This is a genomic window from Rhodococcus sp. Chr-9 (genome assembly GCF_000801125.1).
GTDB lineage: Bacteria > Actinomycetota > Actinomycetes > Mycobacteriales > Mycobacteriaceae > Rhodococcus > Rhodococcus pyridinivorans.
On the sequence record NZ_JTIZ01000043.1, the window covers coordinates 279,645 to 291,003 of the forward strand.

The following is an 11,359-nucleotide window of genomic DNA, read 5'->3' on the forward strand; positions in this document are numbered from 1 at the left end:
AACGCCATACGGCCGAAATATCACGAATCGACAGGACGCAGCAGGTCGGGGTTGTTGTTCCGCGGCGAATTGACCGCTGTGCTCACCTCGTACGGTTCGAGGGTCGGTTCGGGAATCGAATTCAGCAGGGCGTCGACGTCGTCGCGGTTCTTCAGGTCGGGATCGAGCCACGGATCGACGAAGGTGTCGGGCAGGATCACCGGCGACCGTTCGTGGATGTGCCCGGCGGCGTCGGTCGCCGGACGGGTCAGCACGGTGCACGTCCACAACCAGCGGTCGGGATGGTCCTCCGGCAGCTCCGGGTCCGGCCACAGCTCGTAGAGCCCGGCCATCGAGATCGGCCCGTCCGCGTGCAGGAAGAACGGGATCTTCTTCCCGTCCTCACCCTTCATCCACTCGTAGTATCCGTCGGCCGGCAGCACGCACCGCCGCTTCGCCGCGGCCGCCTTGAAGGCCGGCTTCTGGGTGATGGTCTCGGACCGGGCGTTGATCATCCGCGACCCGATCTTCGGGTCCTTCGCCCAGAACGGCACGAGCCCCCACTTGATCTGCGAGGACACGATGCGGATCGGCTCGGCATCCGGGTCCTCGCGTGGCGCCCGCTCGAGCACGACGTTCACGCGCTGGGTGGGGGCGATGTTGTACGACGGGGGCAGTTCCTCACCCACTGCCTCGACGGCGTCGTAGGCCGCGAGCAGATCCCCACGGGTACTGGTGCTGGCATAGCGTCCACACACGATGCATCTCCCGTCGGCGACTCCGGAGCGACGATTCGATTCTCTCTCATCGATCGCTCCGGAGCGGATCGCTCGGACGGAGACGGAGCGGGGGGTCGCTCCATCGGAGACAGCGTGGATCGCTCAGACGGCGACCTCGACCCCCAGTGCCTCGAGCAGGGTGCGGCGGTACTCCGCGATCTCGACGACGTGATCGGCTCGCGGATGCGGCAGGTCGATGGTCAGTTCGACGGCGAACGAGCCGTGGTCGAGCACGAGCACGCGGTCGGCGAGAGCGATGGTCTCGTCCACGTCGTGGGTGACGAGCAGGACCGCGGGCCGGTGCTTGGCGCACAGTTCCTGCAGCAGTCCGTGCATCCTGATCTTCGTCAGTGCGTCGAGGGCACCGAACGGTTCGTCGGCGAGCAACAGTTCGGGTTCGCGCACGAGCGACCGCGCCAGCGACACCCGCTGCTGTTCACCCCCGGACAGCTCGGTGGGCCAGGCCTTCTCGCGTCCGGCGAGCCCGACCTCCGCCAGGGCCGTGCGGCCGCGCTCGGCGGCGTCGTCGCCGTCGAGGCCGAGGATCACGTTGTCGAGCACCCGCGCCCAGGGCAGCAGTCGCGAGTCCTGGAAGACCACCGCCCGCTTCTGCGGCACCTCGAGGGTGCCAGAACCGGGCACGCCGTGGTCGAGTTCGGCCAGGGCACGCAACAGGGTGCTCTTGCCCGAGCCGCTGCGGCCGAGCAGTGCCACGAACTCGCCGGGGGCGATCTCGAGGTCGATGTTGTTCAGCACCGCGCGTCCGTCGAAGCCGCGGCTCAGTCCCCGGGTGCGTACGGTCAGTTGCCGATCGTCCTGCGCCATGCCAGCGCCTTCCTCTCTGCCGCACGGACCAGCAGGTCGCTGCCGAATCCGAGGATCGCGTAGACCACCAGTCCGACGATGATGATCTCGGTCATGCCGTAATTGCGGGCCTGGTACATCAGGTAGCCGATACCGCTCGAAGCGTTGACCTGCTCGACGACCACCAGGGCCAGCCACGAGATGGTCACCGCCAGGCGCAGGCCGGTGAAGAAACCGGGCAGCGCCCCCGGCAGGGCGATGCGCCGGACGAACTGGGCGCGGGACAGATCCAGCGTCTCGGCCAGTTCGACGTAGCGGGCGTCGATGCCGCGCAGCGACGAGTAGGTGTTGATGTAGACGGGGACGAAGACCGACAGGGCGATGAGCAGGATCTTCATCTCCTCGCCGATACCGAACCACAGGATCGCCAGCGGCATCAACGCCAGGGTGGGGATGGAGCGCTTGATCTGCACCGGTCCGTCGATCAGCGCCTCACCGATGCGCGACAGGCCGGCGGCCAGTGCGAGCACCAGTCCGAGGACGACGCCGATGACCCCGCCGATCAGGGCGCGCTGGACGGAGGTCCACAGGTTCGACTGCAGTCGCCCGTCGCCGATCAGTTCCCATGCGGTGGTGACGACCGTCCACGGCGCCGAGAGGGTCTTCGGATCGAGTACCCCGGTGGCCGAGGTGACGATCCATGCCACCAGCAGCAGCGCCGGGCCGATCGCCAGGCCGAACTTGATCGGCTTGCCGGGAGCGAGGCGGCTGCGGGTCGTGCGCGGCGACAGGTCGGCCGTCGCGCCGGAGTCGTGCTTCTGGTCGGTGTCGGCGTCACCGGCCAGGCCACTGCCGAAACGCCGGGGTTCGACGGAGACGCTCATGGCTCCAGTCCTTTCGTCGGTTCGATCAGACGCCGGACAGTGCGAAGTCGCCGGTGGCGCCGCCCGGTGCGAAATCACCGGTGGCACCGGACAGGGCGAGTTCGTGTGCGTACTGGCTCTCCGGACGCGGCAAGCCGTAGTGGTCGCGCAGGGTGGTGCCGGTGTACTCGGTCCGGAACATGCTGCGCTCCTGCAGGATCGGCACCACCTGGGAAGCGAACGCCTCGAGGCCCTGCGGGTATTGCGGCGGCATGATGTTGAAGCCGTCGGCGGCGCCGTTGGTGAACCACTCCTCGATGATGTCGGCGATCTGCACCGGCGTGCCCGCGACGACGTTGTGGCCGCGTGCGCCGGCGAGCTTGTGCAGCAGCTGACGCAGGGTCGGCTGTTCGCGCTCGACGATCTTCGCGAAGACCAGGCGGCGGCTGTTGTTGTTGTCGGTGATGTCGCCTGCGCCGGCGAACAATTCGACCGGCACCTTCTCGTCCAACTCGAGCCGGGACACGTCGATGCGGCCCATCTTCTGGAGCTGCCCGAGACCGTATTCGACGATGGTGAGTTCGTTGAACTCGCGATGCAGTTCCTTCGCTTCGGCCTCGGTTGCGCCGATGAACGGGCTCAGGCCGGGAAGGATCTTCACGTGATCGGGGTTGCGTCCGAATGCTGCTGCGCGGGTCTTGATGTCGGTGTAGAAGGCCTGGGCGTCCTCGATGCGCTGGTGCGCGGTGAAGATCGCCTCGGCGTAGGTCGACGCGAAATCGCGGCCGTCGTTGGAGGATCCGGCCTGCACGAGCACCGGGCGCCCTTGCGGCGAGCGGGCCGAACCGAACGGGCCGCGCACCTTGACGTAGTCACCCTCGACGTCGATGCGGTGGATCTTGTCCGGGTCGGCGTAGACGCCGGCGGTCTTGTCGAGGACGAGTGCGTCGTCCTCCCACGAATCCCACAGCTTGATCGCGGCGTCGACGAATTCGCGTGCCCGGGCGTATCGTTCGTGCACGTCGGGGTGTTCGGTGTACCCGAAGTTCGCTGCCGCTGCGTCGGTCGCGGTGGTGACGATGTTCCAGGCGGCGCGGCCACCGGAGATGTGATCGAGCGAGGAGAACAACCGGGCGAGGTTGTAGGGCTCGTAGTAGGTGGTCGACGCCGTGGCGATCAGCCCGAGATGCGTGGTGACCGTGGCCATCGCGACCAGCGTGGTGATCGGTTCGAGGCCGTAGTCCGGACGGTATTTCACCTCGGTGCGCAGAGCCGGACCGTCGGCGAAGAAGACCGCGTCGAGTTTCGCGCTCTCCGCGAGGCGGGCGAGTTCCTGGAAGTAGGTGACGTCGTAGAGACGCTCGGGCACGCTGCCGGAATGGCGCCACGAGGCCTCGTGGTGGCCGGTCGGGTAGATGAAGGCGTTGAGGTTGAGTTCGCGGTTCGTCATGTCGGATTCCCCTCGGAAGGTCAGCTGCGGGTGTGGGAGGCGCCGGTCTCGGCGACCGATTCGGTGACGACCTCGTCGAAGCGCAGATCGAAGGCGTCGGCGGCGTCGACGGGCTCGGGCAGTTCACCGGCGGCATCGATGACGTCGATGGTGTGCTGCTGGGTCGCGATGAGCTCCTCGTCGAGGTGTGGGAAGGTGGTGATCCCGGAGGTGTCGAGGATGCGCTCGCCGGCCTCGGCCGTCAGGCCCTGGCTCTTCACGAAGTAGGTGTCGATGTACGCGTCGCGGTTGTTGTCGGCCCAGTCGACGGACGTGATGTACGCGGTGACGTAGGCGCGGACCGCTGCGGCGGTCGCCGGGTCGGACAGGGCCTTCTTGCTCGAGTAGAGGTACGAGATGCCTTCGCTGAGGTCCTCGATCTCGGGGCGCGGCAGCGACGTCGCACCCGGGGTCTGCATGTACCGGGAGAAGACCGGCTCGCTCATCGGGGCGGCGTCGATCTGGTTGGAGCGCAGTGCATCCGGGAAGTCCGGCAGTGACATCGACACGAGCTCGACGTCGTCGACCGACAGGCCGGCCTTGTCGAGACCGCGGAGCACGAAGGCCTGCTGCGAGGTGCCCTCGGCGTAGCCGATGCGCTTGCCCTTCAGGTCCGCGAGCGTCGTGATGTCCGAAGCGTTCGGGGCGATGCCCATGTTGAGGCTGTTGTTCGTCTGCATGGCCGCGACGACCTGCACGTCGTCACCGGCGACCAGCGACTGGACGGTCATGATCTCGCCGGCCCACGCGACGTCGACCGCGTCGGCGCGGAAGGCCTCGAGGATCGCGGGCGCGCCCTGGAAGGTCGCGAACTCGTACTCGAACGGCAGGGCGTCGAGTTGTCCGGAACCGGTGAGGAGGGACAGCTGTCGCTCACCCTGGTCGGCGATGACGAGCTTGGTGCCCGCCGGGATATCCGTGGGCAGCGCGCTGTCGGAAGCGAGGCCGTCGCCCGAGGAACCGGAGCTACATGCCGCGACCGCGGTCAGAAGGAGCGCGATGACGGCCGTCGATCCGGCACGACGTAGACGGGGCATGGACTTCCTCACGGTACTGGCGATGGGGGAGCGAACTTCGACGGCGTCGAAGTCGTCACCGATCCTGTGCGATCCGTCGGCGGGGGACCAGGGTTTGCGTCAGCATGAGCGAAAGGTCCTCGATCCGGCCCATCGGTGCTGTTCGCGGGCCGATAGCGTTGGTATCCGCACATCGCGGCGGTTACCGTGCGAGGAGAACCGGAGGCGGGAGGTGGTGCGCATGGGTGCGGACGGTCGGCACATGTCGCAGCCGGATCTGATGTCGTGGCGGATGGAGAAGGACCCCGTCCTGCGGTCCACGATCGTCGCGGTGGCTCTGCTCGACCGGTCACCCGACCAGGAGCGCTTCGTCCGGATGATGGAGCGCGGAACACGTGCGGTGCCGAGCTTCCGCCGCAAGCTCGTCGAATCCCCGTTCGGGCGGACCCCACCGCGATGGGTGGACGACCCCGACTTCGACCTGTCCTGGCATCTGCGGCGCATCGCGCTCCCGCATCCCGGGGGACTGGACGCCGTGCTCCCGCTCGTGCGCGCCGCGGCGATGTCGGCCTTCGACAAGGACCGTCCCCTCTGGGAGGCGACGATCGTCGACGGCCTCGCCGACGGTCGCGCCGCGATCGTTCTCAAGGTGCACCACTCGCTCACCGACGGCATCGGCGGCATTCAGATCGCGAACGAGATGGTCGACTTCGAGCGCGACGGTACCGACCGCGGGCCACTGCCCGAGGATCCGCCGACCTCGGCTCCGGCGTCGGCCCTCGCCGATTCCGTGGGTTGGTACCTCTCGACGGCCGGCGAGATGGTGGGGAGGGGTGTGCCGTGGCTCGTGCGTTCCGGTCTGAGGTCGGTGACGAATCCGGTCGCGGCGCTGCGCAGCGTGGTGGACACGACCCGCTCGACGGCCCGGTTCGTGCAACCGGTGTTCACGACGCTGTCCCCGGTGATGGTCGGCCGCAGCACCGTCCGGGAGGTCGCAGCCCTCGATCTGCCGCTCGACGCTCTGCGACAGGCCGGACGGGCAGCGAACTCCTCGCTCAACGACGCTTTCCTGGCCGGAATCCTGTTGGGGCTGAAGCACTACCATTCCCGGCACGGCGCGCAGGTCGCCGAACTGAGGGCGACGCTGCCGATCAGTCTCCGGCGCGAGAGTGACGCGATCGGGGGAAACCGGATCACCCTGGCGCGGTTCGCTCTTCCCCTCGATGTCGCCGATCCGGTCGCGTCGATGCACCGGGTGGACCGGATCGTCCGGTCGTGGCGGGGCGAACCGGCCGTGCCGCTCTCGTCCGCCATCGCGGGTGTGCTGAACGTGCTCCCGGCCGGTGTGCTGGGTGGGATCCTCGAGCACATCGACTTTCTCGCGTCGAACGTCCCGGGTTCCCCGATCCCGCTGTACATGGCCGGTGCGGAGGTGCTGAGGTACTACCCGTTCGCTCCCACCGTCGGTTCGGCCGTCAACATCACGCTGATGTCGCACACGAGCCACTGCTGCATCGGAATCAACGCAGACTCCGCCGCCGTCCCCGACCTGCCCGTCCTCGTCGAGTCGCTGGTGGAGGGCTTCGGCGACGTGCTCGCCGTGGGAGGCGAGGGCACGCGCATCGAGGTCTCGCTCTCCGCTACGACGACCGCGCAAACCTGATCGTCAACCCAAGGTTGACGCAAACCATGCGTCAACTTAGAGTTGACGCATGGAACCCATTCGGCCGTCCCATCTCATCCGGCTCGACGACCTCATCGATGCGATCGAAAAGGTCCACGACGATCCGCTCGAACAACTCTCCGATGCCGTCATCGCGGCCGACCACCTCGGTGAGGTCGCCGATCACCTGATCGGCCACTTCGTCGACCAGGCCCGACGGTCCGGCAAGTCGTGGTCCGAGATCGGGCAGAGCATGGGCGTGTCCAAGCAGGCAGCCCAGAAACGGTTCGTCTCGAAGAGCGACAACGACCTCGACCCCGAGCAGGGGTTCTCGCAATTCACCCCGCGCGCGCAGAACACCGTGATGGCGTCGATGAACGAAGCGCGTGCCACGGGAAGCCCCGAGATCACGCCCGTCCATCTGATTCTCGGTCTGCTCGTCGACACCGAGTCGCTCGCCGCCCGCGCACTCGCGGCCCAGGATGTCGACTTCGCGGCGCTGCGCTCGGCCGCCGTGGCGATGCTCCCCGAACCGTCGAGCGACGTCCCCGAACTCATCCCGTACGACGCGGGTGCCCGCAAGGCCCTCGAGCTGACCTTCCGCGAAGCCCTGCGACTCGGGCACAACTACATCGGCACCGAGCACATCCTCCTCGCGCTCCTCGAACTCGAGAACGGCGACGGCGTGCTCTCGGCGGCCGGCGTGAACAAGAGCGCCGTGGAGAAGAAGGTCGCGGAGGATCTCGCCGCGATCGTCGAGGCACAGAAGGCCGAGGACGGCGAGGCCGGGTCGTAGCGCCGGGCAGGGCCTGCGCGCCCCCGGCGCGGGCACGTTCCCTGCGGCCAGGTTCGCCGACGGCCCCTCGGGGTACGTCGAAGTCATGAACACACGTCACGCATGTCTCGTCGCGGGCTTCTCCGTCGCCACGCTCGTGGCTGCCGGGTGCAGCAGCGACGACTCGTCCACCGACACCGAGACCACCGTCGAGACCCCACCCACTTCGCTCACGACCACCACCACCGATTCCATGCCCACGCCGCTGCCCGGGATGAGTGGCGACGCCTTCGGGCTCCCGAACGAGGGAGGCGACGACGACAATGCCTTCACCTACGACGAAGCGGCCGTGCCGGTCGGCGCGACCTTCGACGTCGAATCCGAAGAGGAGAACGGCCGGACCACCGTCACCCTCAGGGTGATGGGTCTGCAACCCGATCGGGACTTCGGGGCGCACGTCCACACCCGGCCGTGCGGGCCGAACCCGTCCGATTCGGGGCCGCACTACCAGAACCGGGTCGACCCGGCGGCGAACCCCGACTCCCCGTCCACCGATCCCGCCTACGCCAATCCGCAGAACGAGATCTGGCTCGACATCACCACCGACGCGCAGGGCAACGCCGAGGCGTCCACGACCGTCGACTGGGAGTTCCGCGACGGCGAAGCCAACTCGGTGGTGCTCCACGCACAGCACACCAAGACCGCACCGGGTGAGGCCGGACAGGCCGGCGACCGGCTCGCCTGCATCGACGAGGACTTCTGACCCGACGGCCCCGCCGCCGCGTTTGGCCGCCGTCCTTCCGGGTAGCCGTGGAAAAGACGTGTCCAGCCCCGACGACAGAACACGAATCGGAGTTCCCATGCCCGCCGACACCCCGAAGATCCCCGGTGTTCCCTCGTCCACCGTGCCACCCGTGGAGGAACCCACGACGCCCACGACTCCGCCCGAGCCCAAGCCCGATCAGGCGGAGCCCGAGGTCAGGACGGCCACCGGCACTCCCGCGGATCTGCCGCGCGGCCGTGCCCAGCAGGGCGAGTACCTGACGACGGCTCAGGGGGCGCGGCTGACGGATACCGACCACTCGCTCAAGGCCGGTCGGCGCGGGCCGATCCTGTTGCAGGATCATCACTTCCGCGAGAAGATCACCCACTTCGACCACGAACGCATCCCGGAGCGCGTGGTGCACGCCCGCGGCGCCGGTGCCCACGGCGTCTTCCGCGCGACGGGTGCCGCAAGCTCGATCACGCGTGCCCAGTTCCTCCAGAAGGACGTGGAGACACCGGTGTTCGTGCGGTTCTCGACGGTGCTCGGTTCCCGTGGCTCGGCCGACACGGTGCGCGACACTCGTGGCTTCGCGACGAAGTTCTACACCGAGGAAGGCACTTTCGACCTCGTCGGCAACAACATCCCGGTGTTCTTCATCCAGGACGCCATCAAGTTCCCGGACGTCGTCCACGCGGCCAAACCGCACCCGGATCGCGAGATCCCGCAGGCACAGAGCGCTCACGACACGTTCTGGGATTTCGTCTCGCTCCACACCGAGGCCACGGCGCACACGATGTGGAACATGTCCGACCGCGGCATCCCGCGCTCCTACCGCATGATGGAGGGCTTCGGCGTCCACACCTTCCGTGTGGTCAACGCCGAGGGTGATACCGCGCTGGTGAAGTTCCACTGGAAGCCGCGGCTCGGCGTGCATTCGCTGGTGTGGGAGGAAGCCCAGCTCATCAACGGCTTCGATCCCGACTTCCACCGCCGCGACCTCGCCGACGCGATCGAGGCCGGTGCCTACCCCGAATGGGATCTCGGCGTACAGGTCTTCCCGGACACCCCGGAGCAGGTCTTCGAAGGCATCGACCTGCTCGATCCCACCAAGATCGTCCCCGAGGAACTCGCGCCCGTGCAGATCATCGGCACGATGGTCCTCAATGCCAACCCCACCAATTTCTTCGCCGAGACCGAGCAGGTCGCCTTCCACCCGGGCCATCTCGTCCCGGGCATCGACGTCACCGACGATCCGCTGCTGCAGGGCCGCTTGTTCTCGTACCTCGACACCCAGCTGACGCGACTCGGCGGACCGAACTTCGGGCAGATCCCGATCAACCGTCCGCACGCACCCGTCAACGACATGTTCCGCGACGGCTTCCATCAGCACGCCGTCCACACCGGTGTCGCTCCGTACAAGCCGAACTCGCTCGACGCGGGATGCCCGTTCATGGCCGGTGTCACCGAGGGTGCCTTCGTCGACCTGCCGGTGGAGGTACCTGCGGCGAAGAAGGAGCGTGAGGTCTCCCGGTCGTTCGACGACCACTACACGCAGGTCCGCCAGTTCTACCTGAGCCTGTCGGAGATAGAGCAGGACCACGTGGCCTACGCCTACACCTTCGAGCTGGGCAAGTGCTACGAGCAGTCCATCAAGGAGCGGCAGCTGCAGATCCTGGCGAACATCGACACCGGGTTGTGCGAGAAGGTGGCGGCCGGTCTCGGTCTGCCCGCTCCGAAGCCGACCGTCGAGGTCTCCGATCTCCCGCAGAGCCCCGCGCTGGCGCAGGTCGGCAAGACGTGGCCCGTGCAGGGCCGGTTGATCGGCATCGTCGCCGACGACACCACCGACGTCGATCAGGTGCTCGCGGCCGTGCAGGTCGTGGACGCGGCCGACTGCGTCCCGCTGGTCGTCGCCCCGCACGGCGGGATGCTCGGGGGAGTCGTGCCGATCTCGCGCACCTTCCTCACGGCCCGCTCGATCGAGTTCGACGCGGTCATTCTGGCCGCTGCACCCGCAGATAAGAGGGTGCAGATCCTCGTGGACGAGACGTTCCGCCACCAGAAAACGCTGGCGGCGTGGGGTCCGGGAGCTGCGGCACTCGAGGGTCTGGCGGCACCGGGTGTCGTCGTCGCGGACGATCCCCAGACGGCGGTTACGCAGGTGCTCGATCTGCTCGGTACCCACCGGGTGTGGCAACGAGACACTTTGTGACAGACCTCACCTGAGACGGGCTTACGGTTTCGGGTGCCCCAAGTTATTCTTTCGTTACCTCTGGCCGCAGCTGATTCTTATCGCTGCGGCCAGTTGTTATTTACGGGCCGTTCACCTCGAGGTCAGCTGCCCGATCCCAGAGACGATGCGCCGGATACGCGGGTCGTCGGCCAACTCGGCGCGCGCGTAGCGGGCCTGCTCGTCGGCGTCCGCGGATGCGAGGTCGTGGGCGGCGGTAATGCGAGTCGCGAGCACGTCCGGCGACCAGTTGTACGCCTCGGGCGGGATCTCGAGGGCGACGATGCGGCCGGTCGGGGTGACGCTGATACGGATGTCGTGGACCGATCCGTTGCCTACTATCCGTTCGATCGTGTCCTGCACACGCCTGACGGTGACAGAGAGTTCTTCTGGATACGTCAACACGGTTCCTTTCTCACCAGCCCGGGTAGGCGGGGAGAGTTTCGGGTGGGGTGGGGGAGATGATGAGCTCGGACCCTCTGTCCGGCACATCGGGTTCGATACTGCGACCCCACTCCTCGCAGCGATGCATCGTCTCGCCGAGGTCGGAGCCGAAGGTGACTGTCAGTCCCGTTCCGGTGAACAGATCTTCCGTTGGGGCAGACCATCGATGCTCAGAGGTGGGGAGCGCCGACAAGTATTGTGTTTCCGGCGCGGGGCGCGGTGGTTCGTGCCGTTGCATCCATTTTTCGTGGCGGTGCGCTTCGGTTGTCGGGCCGAATTCCACAAACTCTTCACGGCCGGAGAAAACCTTGATCCGATAGTCCTCATCGCGTACTCGTGTGGCCAAATTCGATTCTTGACTGCAGATGGTCGCTTTGAATCCCTCGTGTATGTCGTTGATTTCGAGGATATGTGCGCGGATGGTGCCAGCGAGAGATGTCTGCAGTGTTGTACTGATCCCGATTGCGTAGTGTGGATCGAGCGCCTCGGCGAAGCCCGGGTATGTGGCTCTTCGCACTTGGTAGGGGCTGGTGCCGATCGACCCCGTTGCC

11 protein-coding genes are annotated in these 11,359 nt (G+C 67.1%); 4 read left to right on the forward strand and 7 right to left on the reverse strand.

Annotated features, from left to right (window positions below):
• Window positions 1–20 precede the first annotated feature (20 nt).
• The 5 genes from QR64_RS05850 to QR64_RS05870 form a co-directional block, all read right to left on the reverse strand.
• Window positions 21–737 (reverse strand): SOS response-associated peptidase, encoded by a 717-nt coding sequence (locus QR64_RS05850; RefSeq protein ID WP_019290436.1) that lies wholly within the window; start codon window positions 735–737, stop codon window positions 21–23.
• Between the two features lie 123 nt (window positions 738–860).
• A complete protein-coding gene (locus QR64_RS05855; protein WP_039584462.1) occupies window positions 861–1,583 on the reverse strand; it encodes an ABC transporter ATP-binding protein in 723 nt (240 codons plus the stop codon).
• Window positions 1,559–2,446: an ABC transporter permease gene (locus QR64_RS05860; protein ID WP_039584463.1), complete on the reverse strand. Its 888-nt coding sequence runs from the start codon at window positions 2,444–2,446 to the stop codon at window positions 1,559–1,561. The genes QR64_RS05855 and QR64_RS05860 overlap by 25 nt, the downstream gene beginning before the upstream one ends.
• Before the next feature lie 25 nt (window positions 2,447–2,471).
• Complete coding sequence (locus QR64_RS05865; protein WP_039584464.1) at window positions 2,472–3,875, reverse strand: LLM class flavin-dependent oxidoreductase; 1,404 nt, start codon at window positions 3,873–3,875, stop codon at window positions 2,472–2,474.
• 20 nt (window positions 3,876–3,895) lie between these two features.
• On the reverse strand, window positions 3,896–4,951 hold the full coding sequence (locus QR64_RS05870) for an ABC transporter substrate-binding protein (protein ID WP_039584465.1): 1,056 nt from the start codon (window positions 4,949–4,951) through the stop codon (window positions 3,896–3,898).
• 220 nt (window positions 4,952–5,171) lie between these two features.
• Here QR64_RS05870 and QR64_RS05875 point away from each other — a divergent pair, with 220 nt between their 5' ends.
• The 4 genes from QR64_RS05875 (at window position 5,172) to QR64_RS05890 (ending at window position 10,346) form a co-directional block, all read left to right on the forward strand.
• Complete coding sequence (locus QR64_RS05875) at window positions 5,172–6,593, forward strand: wax ester/triacylglycerol synthase domain-containing protein (protein WP_039584501.1); 1,422 nt, start codon at window positions 5,172–5,174, stop codon at window positions 6,591–6,593.
• A 49-nt stretch (window positions 6,594–6,642) separates the two neighbouring features.
• Complete coding sequence (locus QR64_RS05880) at window positions 6,643–7,389, forward strand: Clp protease N-terminal domain-containing protein (protein ID WP_039584466.1); 747 nt, start codon at window positions 6,643–6,645, stop codon at window positions 7,387–7,389.
• An 85-nt stretch (window positions 7,390–7,474) separates the two neighbouring features.
• The gene (locus QR64_RS05885) at window positions 7,475–8,131 is read left to right on the forward strand and encodes a superoxide dismutase family protein (protein WP_033098111.1); all 657 of its coding nucleotides are present in this window, start codon (window positions 7,475–7,477) and stop codon (window positions 8,129–8,131) included.
• Window positions 8,132–8,228: 97 nt separating this feature from the next.
• On the forward strand, window positions 8,229–10,346 hold the full coding sequence (locus tag QR64_RS05890) for a catalase (RefSeq protein WP_039584467.1): 2,118 nt from the start codon (window positions 8,229–8,231) through the stop codon (window positions 10,344–10,346).
• Between the two features lie 111 nt (window positions 10,347–10,457).
• Here QR64_RS05890 and QR64_RS05895 read toward each other — a convergent pair whose 3' ends face one another.
• Window positions 10,458–10,727, reverse strand: coding sequence for a YbaB/EbfC family nucleoid-associated protein (locus tag QR64_RS05895; protein ID WP_037217354.1), 270 nt, complete (start codon window positions 10,725–10,727; stop codon window positions 10,458–10,460).
• 52 nt (window positions 10,728–10,779) lie between these two features.
• Window positions 10,780–11,359: hypothetical protein (locus tag QR64_RS26890; RefSeq protein ID WP_084222287.1), on the reverse strand; the 580-nt coding region annotated here is incomplete at its 5' end.

What these genes read in the sequence shown, in the direction of transcription:
- QR64_RS05855 (WP_039584462.1), bottom strand. Translation starts at nt 1,583, where the DNA reads ATGGCGCAGGACGATCGGCAACTGACCGTACGCACCCGGGGACTGAGC.
- QR64_RS05860 (WP_039584463.1), bottom strand. Translation starts at nt 2,446, where the DNA reads ATGAGCGTCTCCGTCGAACCCCGGCGTTTCGGCAGTGGCCTGGCCGGT.
- QR64_RS05865 (WP_039584464.1), bottom strand. Translation starts at nt 3,875, where the DNA reads ATGACGAACCGCGAACTCAACCTCAACGCCTTCATCTACCCGACCGGC.
- QR64_RS05870 (WP_039584465.1), bottom strand. Translation starts at nt 4,951, where the DNA reads ATGCCCCGTCTACGTCGTGCCGGATCGACGGCCGTCATCGCGCTCCTT.
- QR64_RS05875 (WP_039584501.1), top strand. Translation starts at nt 5,172, where the DNA reads ATGGGTGCGGACGGTCGGCACATGTCGCAGCCGGATCTGATGTCGTGG.
- QR64_RS05880 (WP_039584466.1), top strand. Translation starts at nt 6,643, where the DNA reads ATGGAACCCATTCGGCCGTCCCATCTCATCCGGCTCGACGACCTCATC.
- QR64_RS05885 (WP_033098111.1), top strand. Translation starts at nt 7,475, where the DNA reads ATGAACACACGTCACGCATGTCTCGTCGCGGGCTTCTCCGTCGCCACG.
- QR64_RS05890 (WP_039584467.1), top strand. Translation starts at nt 8,229, where the DNA reads ATGCCCGCCGACACCCCGAAGATCCCCGGTGTTCCCTCGTCCACCGTG.